We start from the raw sequence: 20,445 nt of genomic DNA on the forward strand, positions 1-20,445 counted from the left end.
CCTTGATGGTCTTGCCGTCAGGGCCTTCCATGACCAGCACGTCCATCATGGGCTTGAGCGTGCCCTGGCTGATGCGGCCCACGCCGATGCGGCCGACGAACGTGGAAAAGTCGAGCGCCGAAATCTGCAGCTGCAGCACCGAGAGCGCGCCCGGTTCGCCGCCGCAGGCCAGGCCGTAGACCGGCGCGCGGCCCACGAGCGCCGCGCTGGCGCCGAGCGCGAGTGCCTTGACGATGTCGCTGCCGCGCCGCATGCCGCTGTCCACCAGCACCGGGATGTGGCCGCCGACCGCATCGAGCATGGCCGGCAGAGCGGCGATCGTGGCCGGCGCCGCATCGAGCTGCCGGCCGCCGTGGTTGGATACCACGATGCCGTCCGCGCCATGGCGCAGTGCGCGGCGCGCGTCCTCCGCGCCCAGCAGGCCCTTGACGAGCAGCGGCCCGTTCCAGAGCTTGCGCAGCCAGCCCAGGCTGTCCCAGGTCAGCGTGCGGTCCATGGCGCGCGAGAGCAGGGCGGCCTGCGTCTGTGCGGAGACCGGTGCGCCGTCGTCTTCATCCGGCAGCAGGTTCGCGAACTGCGGCATGCCGCCGCCGGCCAGCCGCAGCAGCCACGCAGGATGCCGTGCCATGTCGAGCACCGTGCCGGGCGTGAGCCGCATGGGCACGCGAAAGCCGTGGCGCAGGTCGCGTTCGCGCAGCCCGCTGACGGGCACGTCCACCGTGAGCACCAGCGCCTCGAAGCCCGCGTTGCGCGCGCGGCGCACGATGCGCTCGGCGATGGCGCGTTCGCCCATCACGTAGAGCTGCATCCACAGCGCGGCGTCGGGCGCGGCGTTGCGCACGTCTTCGATGCGCGTGTTCGAGGCGGTGGAAAGAATGAAGGGCACGCCCGCCGCCTGTGCTGCAGCGGCCAGAAGTGCATCGGCGCGCGGCCGAACGAGGCCGGCCAGCCCGATGGGCGCGATGGCGAATGGCGCGCGCCAGCGGCGGCCGAAGAGTTCGATGCCGATGTCCACCTTGCTGGTGTCGCGAAGGCATTCGGGAATCAGCGGCAGCGCTTCCAGCGCGTCGCGGTTGCGTTGCATGCAGCGCTCGTCCTCCGCGCCGCCGTCGATGTAGTCGAACACCAGTCGTGGCAGCGAGCGGCGAGCGCCGCGCCGGTAGTCCTCGACGTTGAGCAACTGGGCCATCTCGGCTCAGCCTGCCGCGATCCGGCGTCCGCGAACCAGCGCGCCGACGCGCTGGAGGCTGGACGCGGCGCGCTGCTGGAACGCGGCCGCTGCCGGCAGCGAGAGGCGGCGTCGCCAGGGGAGGGCGGGGCGGGTCATGGGTCTTGTCTCCTTTTCCTGTAGGTGGCGGCGCTCGCTCAGGCCTTGGCCGGCGGCGGCCGCTTCATCCAGCGGATCGGCTGCGCCTGCACCGGCCGCGGTGCGGCGCCATGGGCGGCGAGCGCAGCGTCGAGCGCCTTGCCGCCCTCGTCGGCCAGCGCAGCCTCGCGCGCCGCCGCGATGGCCGTGGCACGGGCCGGGGCGGGCAGGGTGCTGCGGCCGGCGAGTTCGTCGATCACGTGCAGCAGGTTGTGCTTGCCGCGCTCGTTGGTGCTGCCGTAGCCCTTGATGAGCCGTCCGCACAGCGCGAGCTCGTGGCCCATTGCCCAGGTTGTGCGCGTGCCCGCTTCCACGGCCTGGAGCCAGCGTTCGATCAGCGCCTGTTCCTCAGCGAAGCGGCTGCCCCGGCGGCGCAGCCAGCGCAGCGACGCGAGCACGCGCAGCGAGGCCATGCCGAACACGGAATGGCTGCCCACCTTCAGCGGCAGCGCCCAGGGCGCGAGGCCGCGCGACTGGCGGCCCCGGTCCCAGGCCGTGACGCGGCGCGAGAGCGAGGGCGGCAGCAGCGCCGCGAATTCGGCCGCGCCGGGCTTGAAGTGGTCGTAGACCTTCACGATGTCTTCCTCGCCGGCTCGCACCTCGCGCCGCACGCGCTGCGCGCGGCTGGCTCGGCCCTTGAGCGCGGCCACGCGCACGATGTCGTCGAAGGCCATCCACAGCGCGAGCCAGCGCGCGGCTTCGCGCGTGATGGCGAAGCCCCGCGCGCCGGCCGGATCGGCGGCGCGCTCTGCGTCGAGCACACGGCCCAGCCGCTCGGCGTAGAGCGAGGCGTAGGCGGCGTCCTGGTAGTCGAGCACGCGGGCATGGCCCAGCGCGAGCATGTCGTGCACGGCCGGCGGAAAGCGCCGCGCCAGGTCGGCGGGCATGGCTGCGGCGGGCGGCGGCGCGTCGTTGGTGTCACCGGCCATCACGCTGCTCACGAAGGCGGCCTGCGCGCGCGGCGTGTTCACCGCGTCGAAGGCCGAGGCGAAGCCGCGCAGGCTGGCGGCCGCCATCTTGCTCAGCTTCTCGGGGGGGGTGGTGTCACCGCCGCGCACGACGTGCTCGTAGGCTTCGCGCGGGAACGGGAACAGCCCGCTGCCCGCGATGGCGCCGAGCATCACCGCGCTGACCACGGTGCCGCTGTCGCGTGCGATGGCGTTCATGTCGAACACATGGTGCTCGCGGCTGAAGGCCTTCACCACGTCGAGCAACTGCTGTGCGTCGGCGCGGCCGTCGCCGGGCTGCATGCGCTCGGCCGTCGTGAAGATACGCGCCGACGAGCTGATGACCAGCGTGCGCTGCGGCGCGCTCATTCCGTTGCCGATCTGGCGCGCGGTTTCCAGCAGCTCCGAGGAGACGATGGCGTCCAGCGCGCCCGGCACCGGGCTCAGGCTGAACACCGGGCGGCGGCCGCCGAGCTGCGAGAGCGGCACAGGGAACACTTCGATGTAGTAGGTGGTGGCGCCGGTGCGCTGCGCCACGCCGGGAATGGACGTGCTCTGCGCGGCGTAGCCGGCGTGGCGGGCGGTGTCCACCAGCCATTCGGTGAGCACGCCGCCGCCKTCGCCGCCGAGGGCGCAGACGAGCAATGTGATGGGGCGGTTCTGTTCCATGGTTTCCTCGCCCCTCATGCCGGTTGAAGTGCGCGCACGAACGCGCCGCGCAGGCCGTGAAGCAGCCGCTCGTGCCATTTCGGGTTCTGCACCACCTCGGCCCGGTAGAAGCTCGGGCACAGCGTGGCCGCGTGCGCATTCGCGCCGCACAGGCCGCAGCCCACGCAGCCGTCGATCACGGTGGCGACAGGGTCCACCTTCAGCGGATCTGGGTTGTCGCGCAGCGTGAGCGTGGGGCAGCCCGACAGGCGGATGCACGCGTGGTCGCCGTTGCACACGTCCTCGTCCACGCCGTACTTCACTCGCACCACGCGCTCGCCCTTCTTCAGCAGGCCGGCGATCCACGGCTTGATGCGGCGCTGGCGCTCGAGCTGGCATTCGCCCTCGGCGATCACCACCTTCAGTCCGTCGAAGTCGCTGGTGAGCGCCTCGGTGAGCGTCTTGCGCATGCGCTCCACGTCGTAGGTGGTCACGGTGCGCATCCACTGCACGCCCAGGCCCTTGAGCGTGGCCTCGATGGTCTGGTTCTTGTCGACCAGGCTCTGCTGCTTGTCCTCGGCGCGTTCCTTGATCTCGTCGTCGGGCGTGGAGATGATGTCCTGCGTGCCGGTGGCCGAGGTGTAGCCGTTCTTGAAGATCAGCAGCACCGCGTCGTCGCCGTTGAAGAGCGCGCTCTGTACGCCGGTGAGCAGCCCGTTGTGCCAGAAGCCGCCGTCACCCATGATCGACAGGGTGCGCCGGTTCATCATCGGCGCCACGCCCGCGCGGCTGGCCAGGCTCATGCCGTAGCCCAGGATCGAGTGGCCCATCGAGAACGGCTCGAAGGTGCCGAAGGCGTGGCAGCCGATGTCGGCCGCGATGTGCACCGGCCCGGTCTCCTGCTGCGCGAGCTTGAGGGCCGAGAACACCGGCCGCTCCGGGCAGCCGACGCAGAAGCTCGGCGGCCGGTTGGGCAGCGGCGTGCTCAGCCGGCGCGCCACGGCCTCGCGGCGCTCGCGGTTGCCCGCCAGCCAGGCCTGCGCCGAGTACGAGGCCTCGCCCGGCTCGATGTACTTCGCGGCGAAGGCGCCGATGCCGCCCGAGAGCACCTCCACGCCGTATTCGCCCGCGGAGGGCAGCATGTCCTTGCCGTGCAGCGGCGTCTGGATGTCGCGCCGGCGCAGCAGCGTGGCGATGTCCTGCTCGATGTACTCGGGCTGGCCTTCCTCCACCACCAGCACCGCGCGCTTGCCCACGCAGAAATCGGCGACCTGCTCGGGCACCAGCGGGTAGGTCACGTTGAGCACCAGGATCGGGATGTCAGTCTCGCCGAAGGCGTCGGCCAGGCCTTGCTGCTGCAGGCTGCGGATCAGCGCGTTGTAGAGCCCGCCCTGCACCACGATGCCGAGGTCGGCATGGCGCCGCCCGGGCATCAGCTCGTTGAGTCCGTGCTCGGCGATGTAGCTGCGCGCGGCCGGGATGCGCGCGTCGCCCTTGAGCTTCTCGTGCCTGAAGGTGACGGGCGGGTGCGCGAGGCGCATGTAGTCGAAGCCGGCGGGCTCTTCCATCAGCGAGCGCGTGGAGACGGCGGGTGCGATGTTGTCCTTGCATTCGAAGCTGCCGCGCACGTGGCAGGTGCGGATGCGCAGCTCCATCAGGCAGGGCATGTTCGAGCTTTCGGAGAGGCGGAAACCCTCCTCGACCATGCGCACCATCACGCCGAGATCGGGCCTGGGGTCGAGCAGGCACATGCTCGATTTGAGCGCGTACGCATGCGTGCGCTCCTGGATCACGCTGGCGCCCTCGCCGTAGTCCTCGCCCACCACGACGAGCACGCCGCCGGTCACGCCCGGCGACGACAGGTTCGACAGCGCATCGGCCGCCACGTTGGTGCCGACGATGGACTTCCACGTCACCGCGCCGCGCAGCGGGTAGTGGATGGAGGCGCCGAGCATCGCCGCGGCCGAGGCTTCGTTGGAGCAGGCTTCCACGTGCACGCCCAGCTCGTCCATGTAAGCCTTGCCCTGGACCATCACGTCCAGCAGGTGCGATACCGGCGCGCCCTGGTAGCCCCCGACGTAGGCCACGCCCGACTGCAGCAGGCCCTTGGTGATCGCGAGGATGCCCTCGCCGTGGAAGGTGTCGCCCGCGCCGAGGCGCAGCATTTCCACTTCCTTGCTGAATGAAACTTCCATCTTGTCTCTGTCTCTTCTTTGTTCTGGGCCCGGTGGGGGCACGGGAGTGTGGGGAGTTTGGTCGGCGGTGCGCCATACCTCAATAAAATGAGGCAGCTATCCAATATGAATACAGTGCATATCGACACGGTCGACCTCAACCTGCTGCGGCTCTTCGACGCGGTCTACCGCGCCCGCAGCGTGAGCCGCGCCGCCGAGGCGCTCGGCCTGACGCAGCCGGCGGCCAGCCACGGCCTGACCCGGCTGCGCCTGCTGCTGGGCGATGCGCTCTTCACCCGCACCCCCGGCGGCGTGGCTCCTACGCCGCGCGCCGATCGCCTGGCGGTGGCCGTGCAGGCGGCGCTGAGCACGCTGGAGGAGGCGCTGCACGAGCCCGATCGCTTCGAGCCGCAGGTGTCGCGCAAGACCTTCCGCATCCACATGAGCGATATCGGCGAAGGCCGCTTCCTGCCCGCGCTGATGGCGCGGCTGCGCGAGCTGTCACCTAGCGTGCGGGTCGAGACGATGCCGCTGGCGCCGGGCGACATCGCCATCGGCCTCGAMAGCGGCAAGGTCGACTTCGCCTTCGGCTTCCTGCCCGGGGTGAAGGACACCCAGCGCGCCCAGCTGCTGAAGGACCGCTACATCGTGCTGCTGCGCAAGGACCACCCCTTCGTGAAGCGCAGGCGCAGCGGGCAGGCGCTGCTGGAGGCCCTGCAGGAGCTCGACTACGTGGCGGTGCGCACGCACGCCGAGACGCTGCGCATCCTGCAGCTGCTGAACCTGGAGGACCGGCTGCGGCTGACGACCGAGCACTTCATGGTGCTGCCGGCCATCGTGCGCGCGACCGACCTGGCGGTGGTGATGCCGCGCAACATCGCGCGCGGCTTCGCGCAGGAGGGCGGCTACGCCATCGTGGAGCCGCCGTTTCCGCTGCGCGACTTCACGGTGTCGCTGCACTGGAGCAAGCGCTTCGAGTCCGACCCGGGCAACCGCTGGCTCCGGCAGGTCATCACGGAGCTGTTCTCCGAGCGGGTGTAGCGCGGGCGCTGCGGCTGCCGCCGGCTGGGGAACAAAAGAAGCGGGCGGCCAGCGTTTTTCTGGGGCGGGCGTTGAACGTTCATTCCCTGGTCAGGCTTGCCGTGCCACCATCCGCCCCGCCATGAAGAAACTCATCCCCTCATTCCTGCGCCATGTCGGCCCCGGCGTCGTCACCGGTGCGGCCGACGACGACCCGTCGGGCATCGCCACTTACACCCAGGCCGGCGCCCAGTTCGGCACCGGCCTGCTGTGGACGGTGTTCCTGTCGCTTCCCTTCATGGTGGCGATCCAGCTGGTGTCGGCGCGCATTGGTCGGGTCACGGGCAAGGGCGTGGCCGCCAACCTGCGCGAGCACATGCCGCGCGGTTTCCTGATCGTGCTGGTGTCGCTGCTGGTTGTGGCCAACACCATCAACATCGCGGCCGACATCGCGGCCATGGGCGAGGCGCTGCAGCTGGTGGTGGGCGGCGGGGCGCACTTCCACGCGCTGGTGTTCGGCGTGGTGACGGTGCTGCTGCAGGTGTTCGTGCCATACCGCAAGCTGGCGCACATCCTCAAGTGGCTCACGCTCACCCTGTTCGCCTACGTGGCGGCGGTGTTCGCGGTGCGGGTGCCCTGGGCGCAGGTGCTGCACGACCTGGTGGTGCCGAAGCTGCAATGGCGCGGCGACTACTGGATGATGATCGTGGCGCTGCTGGGCACTACCATCTCCCCCTATCTCTTCTTCTGGCAGGCGTCGCAGGAGGTCGAGGAGCTGCGGCTCAAGGGCGGCCGCAGGGGCACCGAGCAGGAAGTGCGGCACGACCTGAAGCGGGTGCGGCTGGACACCTGGATGGGCATGACCTTCTCCAACCTGATCGCCTTCTTCGTGATGGTGGTGGGCGCGGCGGTGCTGTACGCGGGCGGGGTGCACGACGTGACCTCCGCGGCGCAGGCCGCCGAGGCGCTGCGACCGCTGGCCGGCGACTTCGCCTTCTGGCTGTTCGCCGGCGGCATCATCGCCACCGGGCTGCTGGCCGTTCCCGTGCTCGCGTCCTCGGCCGCCTACGCGGTCGCCGAGGCCTTCGGCTGGGAAGAGGGGCTGGAGCGGCACTGGCGCGAGGCCAAGGAGTTCTACGGGATCATCGCGGTGGCCACGCTGGTGGGCACGGCGCTCGACTTCACGCCCATCGACCCCATGAAAGCGCTCTACTGGAGCGCGGTGATCAACGGCGTTGTGGCGGTGCCGATCATGGCGGCCATGATGATCCTCGTGACCCGCGAGAAGGTCATGGGCGTCTTCACCTCCGGCCGCCGCACCCGCTGGCTGGGGTGGGGCGGCACCGCGCTGATGGGCTTCGCCGCGCTGATGATGGGGTGGGACCTGGTGCGCTGAATCGGGGGCCCCGGGCGCGCCGCGTTATTCTTGGGCGCCTGCGCCCCTCGCGTTTCCCGTTGTCCTGACTGCTCCCGAATGTCCGTTTCGTCCGTTCTTTCCCGCGCGTTCCTCCGCGCACGCCATCCCCGTCCCGCGCTCCCCGCCGCACTCTGACGGCTTCTCCCGTGCAAGCGACTCTTTTCCAGGCCGGCCCCGTGCTGGTCTTCATGGCCTGCGTGGCGCTGGCCACCTACGCGCAGAACCTCACCGGCTTCGCGTTCAGCCTGATCCTGCTCGGGCTGGTGTCGGTGCTGCACGTCGCCAGCGTGAGCGACACGGCCAATGCGGCCACGGTGCTGAGCCTGATCAACGCCTGGACCTACTTCCGCGCCCGGCCCGGCGTGGTGCCATGGCAGCTGATGAAGCCGGCGCTCAACGGCAGCACGGTGGGCGTGATCGTCGGCCTGGTGCTGCTGACCTGGCTCAGCGGCGGAGCGGTCGACTGGCTGCGCGGGCTGCTGGGCGTGTCCATCCTGGGCTGCGCGTTGCTGCTGGTGCTGCAGGCGAGGCCGCTGCCGGTGGTGTCGGGACGCGCGAGCTTCGCCGTCATCGGCGGGCTTTCGGGCGTGCTGGGCGGGCTCTTCTCCAGCTCGGGGCCGCCCATCGTGTTCCACATGTACCGCCAGCCGCTGGACCGCGAGCTGGTGCGCCGCGCGCTGCTGCTGATGTTCGCCTTCAACTCGCTGGTGCGGCTGGTGATCGTGGTACCCACGGGGCATTTCTCGTGGCGTTCGGCGCTGCTGGCCGGCTGCGCGATGCCGGTGGTCTACGGCGTGACTCGGCTGCACCATCGCCTGCCCAACAAGCTGCAGCCGCGCACGCTCAAGTGGCTGGTCGGCGGGCTGCTCGCGGTGGCGGGCTCGACGCTGGTCGCCACCGCCTGGGTGGCCATCGCGCAGCGCTGAGCCTCGCCGGTCCCCCCGAAAATCGCCCGGTGGCCCGGGAATTGCAACCTCCACGCAAGGGTTTCCCCGTACGTGGCATACCGGCCCCCACATACGCGTTATGGGCACCCGCGTATGCAATACGCCGGACAAGCCGCTAACGTCCATGACTGACCCATGACGGGTCGCCCACGAGCCCCAAAAGCATGAGCACCGACAGCAGCAAGATTCAACCGATCCGCTTCTTCCATCGCGGAAAGATCGTCGACGTCACCGGCGTCCACCCGACCCGTTCAGTGCTCGACTGGCTGCGCGAGGACGCCCGCTGCACCGGCACCAAGGAAGGCTGCAACGAAGGCGACTGCGGCGCCTGCACCGTCGTCATCGGCGAGCTGGCCGCCGACCCCCAGGCCCCCGGCACGGTCGACGGCCTGAGCCTGCAGACCGTCAACGCCTGCATCCAGTTCCTGCCCACGCTGCACGGCAAGGCCCTTTTCACGGTCGAGGACCTGAAGGCGCAGGCCCAGTGCCAGGCCAAGGCGCAGAACGCGGACACTGGCCACCATGGCAAGCACCCGGTGCACACGCTGCACCCCGTGCAGCAGGCCATGGTCGACTGCCACGGCTCCCAGTGCGGCTTCTGCACGCCCGGCTTCGTGATGTCGCTGTGGGCCAGCTACGAGCACCACCAGGCCGAGGGCACGCAGCCCACGCGCCAGCAGCTGGCCGACGACCTCTCGGGCAACCTGTGCCGCTGCACCGGCTACCGCCCCATCCTCGACGCCGGCCAGCGCATGTTCGACCTGCCCTCCGTGCGCCTCGACACCAGGCCCGTGGTCGCCGCGCTCACCGCGCTGCAGAACGACGGCCTGGACCTGAACTACGCCGCTCCGCTGGGCGCGCGCATCGACCACTTCCACGCCCCCAAGACCCTGGCCCAGCTCGCCGCCCTGCGCGAGCAGAAGCCGCGCGCGCAACTGCTGGCCGGCTCCACCGACGTGGGGCTTTGGGTCAACAAGCAGTTCCGCGACCTGGGCGACATCATCTACGTGGGCGACGTGGCCGAGCTGAAGTCCATCGAGGATCGCCCGGACAACGGCGGCGAGCTCTACATCGGCGCCGGCGCCTCGCTCGAATCCGCCTTCGCGGCGCTGGTGCAGCGCGTGCCCAGCCTGGCCGAGGTGTGGCTGCGCTTCGCCTCGCCGCCGATCCGGCATGTCGGCACCATGGGCGGCAACGTGGCCAACGGCTCGCCCATCGGCGATTCGCCGCCGGTGCTGATGTCGCTCGACGCGCAGATCGAGCTGCGCCGGGGCGATGTGGTGCGCCGCATGCCGCTGCCCGAGTTCTATCTGGACTACATGAAGAACCAGCTCCAGCCGGGCGAGTTCGTCCAGGGGCTGGCCGTTCCGCATGCCGCGATGAAGCGGCAGGTGCGCGCCTACAAGATCAGCAAGCGCTTCGACTGCGACATCTCGGCGCTGTGCGCGGGCTTCGCCATCGAGCTCGAGGCGGGCAGCGACACGGTGAAGGCCGTGCGCCTGGCCTTCGGCGGCATGGCCGCGACGGTCAAGCGCGCCGCGAACGCCGAGGCCGCGCTGGTCGGCAAGCCCTGGACGCAGGCCAGCGTCGCCACCGCCAGGCTCGCGCTGGCGCAGGACTTCAAGCCGCTGTCGGACATGCGCGCATCGGCCGACTACCGGCTGCTGGTGGCGCAGAACCTGATCCAGCGCCTGTGGCTCGAAACGCGCGCCGAAGACGCGCTGGCGATCGAGGAAACCAGCGTCTGGAGCGTGATGCCCCATGCCGTCAATGCGGCTGCGGAAGGAGCCTGACCATGAACAAACCCATCGACGCCCGCCTGCTGCAGCCCGCCGAGGCCTTTGCCGACTACCTGACCAACACTGCCGCGCGCATCGACGTGGGCGCCGAGGCGCTGGCGCACGAGCGCGGCATGCGCGTGGGCATCAGCCGCCCGCATGAATCGGCGCACCTGCACGTGGCCGGCGAGGCCACCTACATCGACGACATTCCGGAACTCGCCGGCACGCTGCACTGCGCGCTGGGGCTTTCGCCGGCCGCCAACGGCCGCGTCACGGCGATCTCGCTGGACGCCATCCGCGCGATGCCGGGCGTGGTCGCGGTCATCACGGCCGACGACATTCCGGGCACCAACGACTGCGGCTCGATCATCCATGACGACCCGATCCTGCTGCCGGTGAGCGACGGCGGCGAGATCCGCTACCTCGGCCAGCCGGTGTTCGCCGTGATCGCCGAGACCCGCGACGCCGCGCGCCGCGCCGCCGCGAAGGCCAAGGAGGCGCTGACCATCGAGGCCCAGCCGCCGGTGCTCACGCCGCAGGCCGCGCACGAGCGTGGCCAGTACGTGGTGCCGCCGATGCACATCGTGCGCAGCGGCGGTGCCGCCAACGAGGGCGACGAGGCGGCCGTGCGCACCGCCATCGCCAATGCGCCGCATCGCCACAAGGCCACCTTGGACGTGGGCGGACAGGAGCAGTTCTACCTCGAAGGCCAGATCAGCTACGCCATTCCGAAGGAAGGCGGCGCGCTGCACATCCACTGCTCCACGCAGCACCCGAGCGAGATGCAGCACCTGGTGGCGCATGCGCTGCACCTGCAGTCGAACGAGGTGCATGTCGAGTGCCGTCGCATGGGCGGCGGCTTCGGCGGCAAGGAATCGCAGTCGGCGCTCTTCGCATGCGTGGCCGCCATCGCGGCGCGCCAGCTGCAGCGCCCGGTGAAGCTGCGGCTGGACCGCGACGACGACTTCATGGTCACCGGCCGGCGCCACTGCTTCTGGTACGAATACGAAGTGGGCTACGACGGCGAGGGCCGCATCCTCGGTGCGGAGATCACGATGGTCTCGCGCGCCGGCCACTCGGCCGACCTCTCGGGCCCGGTGATGACGCGCGCGCTGTGCCACTTCGACAACGCCTACTGGCTGCCCAACGTGGCCATGCACGGCTTCTCGGGCAAGACCAATACGCAGAGCAACACGGCCTTCCGCGGCTTCGGCGGCCCGCAGGGTGCCATCGCCATCGAGAACATCCTGGACTCGGTGGCCCGCGAACTGAAGCGCGACCCGCTCGACGTGCGGCGCGTCAACTTCTACGGCAAGACCGAAAACAACGTCACGCCGTACCGCCAGACCGTGACCGACAACATCGTCCACGAACTCGTGGCCGAGCTGGAGGCCAGCAGCGACTACCGCGCGCGGCGCGAGGACATCGCCGCCTTCAACGCGAAGAGCACGGTGCTCAAGCGCGGGCTGGCGCTGGCGCCGCTGAAGTTCGGCATCTCCTTCAACGTGAAGCACTTCAACCAGGCCGGCGCGCTGGTGCACGTGTACACCGACGGCTCGATCCTGGTGAACCACGGCGGCACCGAGATGGGGCAGGGCCTGAACACCAAGGTGGCGCAGGTGGTGGCGCACGAGCTGGGCGTGAGCTTCGAGCGCGTGCGCGTCACGGCCACCGACACGACCAAGGTGGCGAACACCTCGGCCACGGCCGCATCGACCGGCGCCGACCTCAACGGCAAGGCCGCGCAGGACGCGGGACGCCAGATCCGCGAGCGCCTGGCCGAGTGCGCGGCCGAGCGCCACGGCGGCAAGGCCAGCGAAGTGCGCTTCGCCAACGACAAGGTGGAAGTCAACGGCAAGTCGCTGGCCTTCAGCACCGTGGTGGGCGAGGCCTATCTCGACCGCAAGCAGCTGTGGTCCGACGGCTTCTACGCCACGCCCGGCCTGAGCTGGGACAAGGACAAGATGCAGGGCCGCCCGTTCTACTACTACGCCTATGGCGCGGCGGTGAGCGAGGTGATCGTGGACACGCTCACCGGCGAATGGAAGCTGCTGCGCGCGGACATCCTGCACGATGCGGGCAAGTCGCTGAACCCGGCGGTGGACATCGGCCAGGTCGAGGGCGCCTTCATCCAGGGCATGGGCTGGCTCACCACCGAGGAACTGGTGTGGCACCCGCAAAGCGGCAAGCTCACCACGCACGCGCCCAGCACCTACAAGATCCCGACCGCCAACGACTGCCCGCCCGTGTTCAACGTGCGCCTGTTCGAGGGCCAGAACTTCGAGGACTCGATCCACCGCAGCAAGGCCGTGGGCGAGCCGCCGCTGCTGCTGCCGTTCTCGGTGTTCTTCGCGATCCGCGACGCGGTCTCGGCCGCGGGCGGCCACAGGGTCGATCCGCCGCTGAAGGCGCCGGCCACGAGCGAGTCGATCCTTCGCGCCGTCACCGCTGTCCAGTCCGCATAGTCACTCGTAGACTTTGGCGCATGTCCAAGGTCCTCCCCATGCCACACGTCCCGATCCCATTCGCGAAACACCGCGGAACCGGCTTTGCCGGGCCGCAGGTGTCGCCCCCGGCAGGGGGGCGGCGAAGCGGCACGAAGTGCGCGAAGACTGGGGGGGAGCTCCATGCGTGACCAGGCGCTCTTCGACAAGATCGATCTGCACCTCATCCGGGTGCTTCACACCGTGCTGACCGACCGCAGTGTCTCGCGCGCCGCCATCCGGCTGGGCATGTACCAGCCGGCGGTGTCGGCGGCGCTGAAGCGGCTGCGCGAGCTCTCGGGCGATCCGCTGCTGGTGCGCTCGGGCTCGGGCATGGTGCCGACCGACGCGGGGCTGCGCATGATCGAGCCGGCCGCCAGCATCCTGCGCGCGGCGGAGATGCTGTTCTCCGACGCGCGCGGGTTCGACCCGCAGTCGGCCGCCACCACCTTCCGCATCGCCGCCAGCGACTACATGGACCCGCTGTTCCTGCCGATGCTGGTGGCCCAGGTCAAGCGCGACGCGCCGCTGTGCCAGATCGAGATCCACGCGCTCACGCCCGACTCGGACTACCACGGGCACCTGGCGCTCGGCCAGGTCGACCTGGTGATCGGCAACTGGCTCAAGCCGCCGGAAGACCTGCACATGGCGCGGCTCTTCGGGGACGACGTGGTCTCGCTGGTCAACAAGGACCATCCGGCGGTGCGTCGAGGCTGGGACCTGGAGACCTGGCTGGCGGCCGAGCACATCGCGCCCACACCGATGCACCCGGGCGGGCGCGGCATCATCGACCAGATGCTCGACGAGCTGGGCCGGCAGCGCAACATCACGGCGCGCTGCGCGCACTTCGGGCTCATTCCGGACATGGTGGCCTCCAGCCTGCTGGTGCTGACCACCGGGCGCCAGTACTGCGAGCGCTTCGCGGCGCGGCTGCCGCTGCAGATCCTCGAATGCCCGGTGGCGCTGCCGCGCCTCATGTACTACCAGCTCTGGCACGAACGCACCCATTCGTCGAGCTCCGCGCGCTGGCTGCGCGAATGCATCAAGGACGTGGCGGCGTCGCTGCGGCCTCCGGTTTCCCTGTCCGCGCGGCCGCCCGCCACCCCTGAGACATCCGATCCCTGAAAGATCCCCGTTCGCGCTGGCGTCGTGAGCGGGGCAACGATGAAAACCGCCACTACAACAGCTGGAGACAAGCAAATGAGTTCGTTTGAACAGGCGCCCAAAGGCGCCGAGCCCCGCGCGCCGGGGCATGTCGAGTCCGCGCGTCCGCGCGCGGCTGTGGGCAGCGCAAGCGGCTCGGGTCTGCTTGAACGCTGGTTCAAGCTCGATGCGCACAACACGACGGTGCGCACCGAAGTCATCGCGGGGCTGACCACCTTCCTGACGATGGCCTACATCATCTTCGTGAACCCGTCGATCCTCGGCGACGCGGGCATGCCCAAGGGCGCGGTCTTCGTGGCCACCTGCCTGATCGCGGCGCTGGGCACGCTCATCATGGGCCTGTACGCCAACTACCCGATCGCCATGGCGCCTGGCATGGGCCTGAACGCCTACTTCGCCTACGTGGTGGTGCTGGGCATGGGCTACACGTGGCAGGTGGCGCTGGGCGCCGTCTTCATCTCGGGCTGCCTGTTCCTGCTCGTGACGGTCACCGGATTGCGGGAGCTTTTCATACAGGGCATACCGCAGTCGCTGCGAACGGCGATCACGGTGGGCATCGGCATGTTCCTGGCGCTCATCGCGCTGAAGAGCGCCGGCGTGGTCGCGGCATCGCCCGCCACCTTCGTCACGCTGGGCGACCTGCACTCGGCGCCGGTGATCCTGGCGACGCTGGGCTTCCTCATCATCGTGGCGCTGGACAAGCTCAAGGTGCGCGGCGCGATCCTGATCGGCATCGTCACGGTGACGGTGCTCTCGTTCTTCTTCGGCGGCAACAAGTTCCACGGCGTGTTCGACGCGCCGCCGTCCATCGCGCCGACCTTCATGCAGCTGGACATCCTGGGCGCGCTCAAGGGCGGCATCCTGAACGTGGTGCTGGTCTTCTTCCTGGTCGAGATGTTCGACGCCACCGGCACGCTGATGGGCGTGGCCAAGCGCGCCGGCCTGCTGGTGCCGGGCAAGATGGAGCGCATGAACAAGGCGCTGCTGGCCGACAGCGGCGCGATCTTCGCGGGCTCGCTGCTCGGCACCTCGAGCACCACGGCCTACGTGGAAAGCGCGGCCGGCGTGCAGGCCGGTGGCCGCACCGGCCTGACGGCCGTGGTGGTGGCGCTGCTCTTCCTGGCCTGCCTGATGATCTCGCCGCTGGCGGGCTCGGTGCCGGCCTACGCCACCGCGCCGGCGCTGCTCTTCGTGGGCTGCCTGATGCTGCGCGACCTGGTCGAGCTCGACTGGGAAGACACCACCGAAGTGATCCCGGCGGCGGTGACCGCGCTGGCGATGCCTTTCACCTACTCGATCGCCAACGGCCTGGCCTTCGGCTTCATCACCTACGCGGTGCTGAAGCTGTGCACTGGGCGGGCACGGGAAGTGCATGCGATGGTCTGGGTCATCGCAGCCGTGTTCCTCTTCAAGTTCGCCTACATCGGCGGACATTGAAATGACGGACTGAGGCAAGCGCCGTCGGGCGCCGATGGTCGCGGGGACGCCATTAGACTCATGGCCGTTCCCGCTTTGTTGCTGTTGAACGAGACAAATCCACGAAACCCGGCATGACAACCCCCAGACTCCAGCTCGCTCACATCACCAAGCGGTATCCCGCGGTGGTGGCCAACAGCGACATCTCCATGAGCGTCGCGCCCGGCGAGATCCACGCCGTGCTCGGCGAGAACGGCGCCGGCAAGTCGACCCTGATGAAGATCATCTACGGCTCGGTGAAGCCCGACGAAGGCACGGTGATGTTCGACGGCCAGGCCGTCAGCCTGCGCAACCCGCAGCAGGCAAGGGCGCTGGGCATCAGCATGGTGTTCCAGCACTTCAGCCTGTTCGACACGCTCACCGTGGCCGAGAACGTCTGGCTGGGCCTGGACAAGTCGCTGCAGCTGGCCGAGGTCACGCGCAGCATCGCCGCCAAGGCCAGCGAATACGGCCTGGACATCGACCCCTCGCGCCCGGTGCACACGCTGTCGGTGGGCGAGATGCAGCGGGTGGAGATCATCCGCGCGCTGCTTACCAACCCCAAGCTGCTGATCCTCGACGAGCCGACCTCGGTGCTGACGCCGCAGGCGGTGATCAAGCTCTTCACGGTGCTGAAGAAGCTGTCGTCGGAGGGCTGCAGCATTCTCTACATCAGCCACAAGCTGCACGAGATCCAGGAGCTGTGCAGCGCCTGCACCGTGCTGCGCGGCGGCAAGGTGACGGGGGTGTGCAATCCGCAGAACGAGAGCACGCAGTCGCTGTCGCGGCTGATGATCGGCAGCGAGCCGCCGCCGCTGCAGCACCGGCCGGTGCACGCGGGCGTGGTGGCGCTGTGCGTCGACAAGCTTTCGCTGGCGCGCGAGGACCAGTTCGGCGTCGACCTCGACGGCATCTCCTTCGAGGTGCGCGCGGGCGAGGTCGTCGGCATCGCGGGTGTGTCGGGCAACGGCCAGAAGGAGCTGCTGTACGCGCTCTCGGGCGAGGACGTGCGCGCCGAGGCACCGATGGTCCGTGTGTTCGACAGGCCCGCCGGCCGGCTGCGTCCGCGCGCCCGTCGCGCGCTGGGCCTGCATTTCGTGCCGGAGGAACGGCTGGGCCGCGGCGCCGTGCCCACGCTGGGGCTCGCGCACAACCTGCTGCTCACGCGCAGCGAGGCGGTGGGCCGGGGCGGGTGGATCAGCACCGGCGCGCTGGAGCGCCAGGCCAGGTCCATCATCGAGCGCTTCAAGGTCAAGGCCGGCGGGCCGAAGGCGGCTGCGCGATCGCTCTCGGGCGGCAACCTGCAGAAATTCATCGTCGGGCGCGAGATCGACGCGAACCCGAAGCTCTTCATCGTCTCGCAGCCGACCTGGGGCGTGGACGTGGGCGCGGCCGCGCTGATCCACGCCGAGATCCTCGCGCTGCGCGACGCGGGCTGCGCCGTGCTGGTCATCAGCGAGGAGCTCGACGAGCTGTTCAACATCAGCGACCGGCTGCACGTGATCGCCAAGGGGCGGCTGTCGCCTTCCATCGACCGCGCTGCCGCCACGCTGCCGCAGATCGGCGAGTGGATGAGCGGCCTTTGGCAAGGCACGCAAGGCGCCGGCAAGAAGACCACGGAGGCGGCTCATGCTTAAGCTGGAACCGCGTCCGGAGCTTTCGCGCTTCTGGAGCTATGCCTCGCCGATCCTGGCGCTGCTGATCACCGTGCTCATCGGCGTGGCGCTCTTCGCCGCGCTGGGCAAGGACCCGGTCAAGGGACTGCTGGTGTTCTTCTACGAGCCCATCAAGAGCGGCTACGCCATCGGCGAGCTGATGGTGAAGGCGACGCCGCTGCTCATCATCGCGCTGGGGCTGGCGGTGTGCTTCCGCTCCAACGTGTGGAACATCGGCGCCGAGGGGCAGTTCGTGTTCGGCGCGATCGCTGCGGGCGGCGTGGCGCTGCTGGCCGACAAGAACACGGGGCAGTGGATCGTCGTGGCCATTCTGCTGGCGGGCATTCTGGGCGGCATGGTGTGGGCGGGCATCGTCGCCTTCCTGCGCGACAGGTGCAACGCCAACGAGATCCTGGTGAGCCTGATGCTGGTCTACGTGGCCACGCTGCTGCTGGGCTACATGGTCTACGGGCCCTGGAAGGACCCGCACGGCTACAACTTCCCGCAGACCAAGACCTTCGAGGCGGTCACGCAGATTCCGCGCCTGTTCAAGGGCTCGCGCGTGAGCATCGGCCTCGTGATCGCGCTGGTGGGGGCGGGGGCGCTGTGGGTGTTCCTGTTCCGCACGCGCGCGGGCTTCGCGCAGCAGGTCGGCGGGCTGGCGCCTGCGGCCTCGCGCTACGCGGGCTTCTCCGCGCGGCGTGCTGTGTGGGTCGCGCTTTTGACCTCGGGCGCCGCGGCCGGCCTGGCCGGTGCGCTCGAAGTGGCCGGGCCGCTGGGCCAGCTCACGCCTTACGTGCCGGCGGGCTACGGCTTCGCGGCCATCATCGTGGCCTTCGTCGGGCGGCTGCATCCGGTGGGCATGATCTTCTCGGCCATCCTGATGAGCATGTTCTACATCGGCGGCGAGCTGGCGCAGTCGCGCCTGGGGTTGCCCAAGTCGCTCACCGGCGTGTTCCAGGGGCTGCTGCTGTTCACGCTGCTGGCCTGCGACACGCTCATTGCCTACCGCATCCGGCGCAAGGCGGCCGCGAAGGCCGCCTCTTCCATGACCACGGCCTCGCTGCAGGCGAGCACGCCGATTACCGCACCCGTCGCGCGTGCCACCGAAGGGAGCAACTGACCATGGAAAGTTATGCACTCCTGCTGGGCTCGACGCTGAGCGCGGGCACCGTGCTCGCCATCGCGGCGCTGGGCCTGCTCATCAACGAGAAGGCCGGCATCGTCAACCTGGGCGCCGAGGGCATGATGCTGTGCGCGGCCATCGCGGGCTTCGCGACGGTCGTCGTCACGCGCAACCCCTGGCTGGGCTTCCTGGCCGGCATGGCGGCGGGCGCCTTGCTCGCGGCCTTCTTCGGCGTGCTGGTGATCTGGCTCAACACCAACCAGTACGCGACCGGCCTCGCGCTGAGCCTGTTCGGCGTGGGCTTCTCGGCCTTCGCCGGCATCAGCTTCGTGCAGGCCAAGCTGCCGGAAAGCGCCTCGTACGCCATCCCGGTGCTGGGCGACATCCCGCTGGTCGGCCCGGCGCTCTTCCGCCATCACCCGATGGTGTATTTCGCGGTGGTGCTGACCTTCGCGCTGATCTGGTTCCTCTACCGCACGCGCGCCGGGCTGGTGCTGCGCTCGGTGGGCGAGTCGCCCGAGTCGGCGCATGCGCTGGGCTATCCGGTGCGGCGCATCCGCTTCATGGCGGTGATCGCGGGCGGTGCGCTGTGCGGGCTGGCGGGCGCGTATCTCTCGACGGTGTACACGCCGCTGTGGGTCGAGGGCATGGTGGCGGGCCGCGGCTGGATCGCGCTGGCGCTCACCACCTTCGCCACCTGGCGGCCGGTGCGCGTGCTGCTGGGCGCCTATCTCTTCGGCGGGGTGTCGATGCTGGGCTTCCACCTGCAGAGCAGCGGCGTGGACGTGCCGTCGCAGTTCCTCAGCATGCTGCAGTACATCGCGCCCATCGTGGTGCTGGCGCTGATCTCGCGCAACCCGGCCTTCATCCGCGCCAACATGCCGGCTTCCATCGGGAAACCGTTCTACCCCGGCTCATAATCGCGTTTCTCTTTTTCCCGCCAACCTGTCCTTTTGAGGATTTCCGACAATGAATGATCTGAACAAGCGCTCCCTGCTCAAGCTGGCCGCCCTCACGGCGGTCGCTTCGGCGGCCCTGATCGGCTGCGGCAAGAAAGAAGAAGCGGCGGCTCCAGCGGCTGCACCCGCGCCGGCCCCGGCACCCGCCGCAGCGGCCCCGGCTCCGGCAGCGCCGCTGAACATCGCATTCGCATACGTCGGACCGGTGGGCGACGGCGGCTGGACCTTCGCGCACGACAACGCCCGCAAGGCGCTCGAGAAGGAATTCGGCGACAAGATCAAGACCACCTTCGTCGAAAGCGTGCCCGAGGGCGCCGACGCAGAACGCGTGTTCCGCGACATGGTCGGCCAGGGCAACAAGCTGATCTTCGGCACCACCTTCGGCTACATGGAGCCCATGCTCAAGGTCGCGGCCGACAACAAGGACGTGAAGTTCGAGCACGCCACCGGCTACAAGACTTCCGACAACATGCGCACCTACGACAGCCGCACGTACGAGGGCGCGTACATGGCGGGCATCATTGCCGGCGCCATGACCAAGAGCAATACGCTGGGCGTGGTCGGCTCGGTGCCCATTCCCGAAGTGCTGCGCAACATCAACAGCTTCACGCTGGGCGCGCAGTCGGTGAACCCGAAGATCACGACCAAGGTCGTGTGGGTGAACGAGTGGTTCAGCCCGCCGAAGGAAACCGAGGCCGCCACCGCCCTCATCAACGGCGGCGCCGACGTGCTGTTCCAGAACACCGACTCGCCTGCCGTTCTCAAGACCGCGCAGGAAAAGGGCAAGCGCGCCTTCGGCTGGGACTCCGACATGACCGCCTACGGTCCCAAGGCCCACCTGGCGTCGGCCACCATCAACTGGGCGCCGTACTACATCAAGGCCACCCAGGAAGTCCTGGACGGCAAGTGGACCACCGGCCAGTCCTGGTGGGGCGTGAAGGAAGGCGCGATCGACCTCGTCTCCATCGCGGAAGACGTGCCGGCCGAAACCAAGGCCAAGGTCGAGGAAGTGAAGAAGGGCCTGAAGGACGGCAGCTTCGTGATCTGGAAGGGTCCGATCCTCGGCCAGGACGGCAAGGAAGTGGTCGCCAAGGATGCGGTGGCCGACGACAAGTTCCTGTCGGGCGTGAACTTCTACGTCAAGGGCGTGGAAGGCAAGGTCCCTGGCGGCGACAAAAAATAAGCTCGCCCCCCAGGCTGCGTGCACTTCGTGTCGCTGCGCCAACCTCCTGCCCGGGGGGGCGACACCTGCGGCCCGGCCAAGCCGGTTCCGCGATGTTGGTGAGAGAGCCCGGGCTGCCCC

General features: G+C 69.3%; 15 protein-coding genes. 11 read left to right on the forward strand and 4 right to left on the reverse strand.

Translation table 11 applies throughout. The features are described from left to right. The 4 genes from QMO14_RS17530 to QMO14_RS17545 form a co-directional block, all read right to left on the reverse strand. The coding region (locus QMO14_RS17530; RefSeq protein ID WP_301508690.1) for an alpha-hydroxy-acid oxidizing protein at nucleotides 1-1,189 on the reverse strand (1,189 nt) is incomplete at its 3' end. 6 nt (nucleotides 1,190-1,195) lie between these two features. Next, nucleotides 1,196-1,327, reverse strand: a complete 132-nt coding sequence (locus QMO14_RS17535) for a hypothetical protein (RefSeq protein ID WP_301508691.1) — start codon at nucleotides 1,325-1,327, stop codon at nucleotides 1,196-1,198. Nucleotides 1,328-1,365: 38 nt separating this feature from the next. Then, a complete protein-coding gene (locus tag QMO14_RS17540; RefSeq protein ID WP_301508692.1) occupies nucleotides 1,366-2,982 on the reverse strand; it encodes an indolepyruvate oxidoreductase subunit beta family protein in 1,617 nt (538 codons plus the stop codon). Between the two features lie 14 nt (nucleotides 2,983-2,996). Continuing rightward, nucleotides 2,997-5,156, reverse strand: a complete 2,160-nt coding sequence (locus QMO14_RS17545; protein ID WP_301508693.1) for an indolepyruvate ferredoxin oxidoreductase subunit alpha — start codon at nucleotides 5,154-5,156, stop codon at nucleotides 2,997-2,999. Between the two features lie 105 nt (nucleotides 5,157-5,261). Here QMO14_RS17545 and QMO14_RS17550 point away from each other — a divergent pair, with 105 nt between their 5' ends. The 11 genes from QMO14_RS17550 to QMO14_RS17600 all read left to right on the forward strand — a co-directional run bounded on the left by QMO14_RS17550 (nucleotide 5,262) and on the right by QMO14_RS17600 (nucleotide 20,325). Further along, the gene (locus QMO14_RS17550; protein WP_301508694.1) at nucleotides 5,262-6,176 is read left to right on the forward strand and encodes a LysR family transcriptional regulator; all 915 of its coding nucleotides are present in this window, start codon (nucleotides 5,262-5,264) and stop codon (nucleotides 6,174-6,176) included. A gap of 121 nt (nucleotides 6,177-6,297) precedes the next feature. Further along, nucleotides 6,298-7,551, forward strand: coding sequence for an NRAMP family divalent metal transporter (locus QMO14_RS17555; RefSeq protein ID WP_301508695.1), 1,254 nt, complete (start codon nucleotides 6,298-6,300; stop codon nucleotides 7,549-7,551). Between the two features lie 167 nt (nucleotides 7,552-7,718). Then, on the forward strand, nucleotides 7,719-8,498 hold the full coding sequence (locus QMO14_RS17560; protein WP_301508696.1) for a sulfite exporter TauE/SafE family protein: 780 nt from the start codon (nucleotides 7,719-7,721) through the stop codon (nucleotides 8,496-8,498). Between the two features lie 185 nt (nucleotides 8,499-8,683). After that, nucleotides 8,684-10,312 carry a xanthine dehydrogenase small subunit gene (gene xdhA / locus QMO14_RS17565; protein WP_301508697.1) on the forward strand — a complete coding sequence of 543 codons (1,629 nt, stop codon included), beginning with the start codon at nucleotides 8,684-8,686 and terminating at the stop codon, nucleotides 10,310-10,312. 2 nt (nucleotides 10,313-10,314) lie between these two features. Beyond that, nucleotides 10,315-12,765: a xanthine dehydrogenase molybdopterin binding subunit gene (xdhB, locus tag QMO14_RS17570; RefSeq protein WP_301508698.1), complete on the forward strand. Its 2,451-nt coding sequence runs from the start codon at nucleotides 10,315-10,317 to the stop codon at nucleotides 12,763-12,765. Between the two features lie 162 nt (nucleotides 12,766-12,927). Beyond that, nucleotides 12,928-13,908, forward strand: coding sequence for a LysR family transcriptional regulator (locus tag QMO14_RS17575; RefSeq protein ID WP_301508699.1), 981 nt, complete (start codon nucleotides 12,928-12,930; stop codon nucleotides 13,906-13,908). A gap of 75 nt (nucleotides 13,909-13,983) precedes the next feature. Then, on the forward strand, nucleotides 13,984-15,384 hold the full coding sequence (locus QMO14_RS17580; protein WP_301508701.1) for an NCS2 family permease: 1,401 nt from the start codon (nucleotides 13,984-13,986) through the stop codon (nucleotides 15,382-15,384). Between the two features lie 113 nt (nucleotides 15,385-15,497). After that, the gene (locus tag QMO14_RS17585; protein WP_301508702.1) at nucleotides 15,498-17,039 is read left to right on the forward strand and encodes an ABC transporter ATP-binding protein; all 1,542 of its coding nucleotides are present in this window, start codon (nucleotides 15,498-15,500) and stop codon (nucleotides 17,037-17,039) included. After that, on the forward strand, nucleotides 17,032-18,180 hold the full coding sequence (locus QMO14_RS17590) for an ABC transporter permease (protein ID WP_301508703.1): 1,149 nt from the start codon (nucleotides 17,032-17,034) through the stop codon (nucleotides 18,178-18,180). Before QMO14_RS17585 ends, QMO14_RS17590 begins: the two co-directional genes overlap by 8 nt. A 2-nt stretch (nucleotides 18,181-18,182) precedes the next feature. Beyond that, on the forward strand, nucleotides 18,183-19,103 hold the full coding sequence (locus QMO14_RS17595; RefSeq protein WP_301508704.1) for an ABC transporter permease: 921 nt from the start codon (nucleotides 18,183-18,185) through the stop codon (nucleotides 19,101-19,103). A gap of 49 nt (nucleotides 19,104-19,152) precedes the next feature. Beyond that, nucleotides 19,153-20,325, forward strand: coding sequence for a BMP family ABC transporter substrate-binding protein (locus QMO14_RS17600; protein WP_301508705.1), 1,173 nt, complete (start codon nucleotides 19,153-19,155; stop codon nucleotides 20,323-20,325). Nucleotides 20,326-20,445: the final 120 nt, after the last annotated feature.

Origin of the sequence: Variovorax sp. CAN15 (assembly GCF_030462475.1) — a bacterium.
Classification (GTDB): domain Bacteria; phylum Pseudomonadota; class Gammaproteobacteria; order Burkholderiales; family Burkholderiaceae_C; genus Variovorax.